The sequence below is a fragment of the Peribacillus sp. SIMBA_075 genome (assembly GCF_046534585.1).
The window spans coordinates 1-276 of the sequence record NZ_JAWRYN010000506.1 but is presented as its reverse complement, the minus strand read 5'-3'; the positions used below and the strand labels follow the sequence as shown (position 1 = coordinate 276).

At 33.3% G+C, this 276-nt stretch carries 1 pseudogene; it reads left to right on the top strand.

The window, feature by feature from the left end:
* Window positions 1–276, top strand: a pseudogene (locus SB775_RS29195) (sulfate ABC transporter permease subunit CysW); the annotation flags it as partial.

The following is a 276-nucleotide window of genomic DNA, read 5'->3' as shown; positions in this document are numbered from 1 at the left end:
AAAGAAAATAGTAAAAAGCGTATCAGTTAAAAAAGAATCTAAATTTGTACCAATTCTATTCATTACGATAACAATTTTATTTTTATCTCTCTTTCTATTACTGCCGCTCGTGACAATTTTTATGAAAGCGTTCGAACGAGGAATTGATGTATATATTGCCGCTGTAACAGATCAAGAAGCATTTTTGGCAATCAGGTTAACACTTCTCGTTGCATTAATTGTTGTACCGCTGAATACGATATTCGGAATAGCAGCAGCTTGGCTTATTACGAAGTT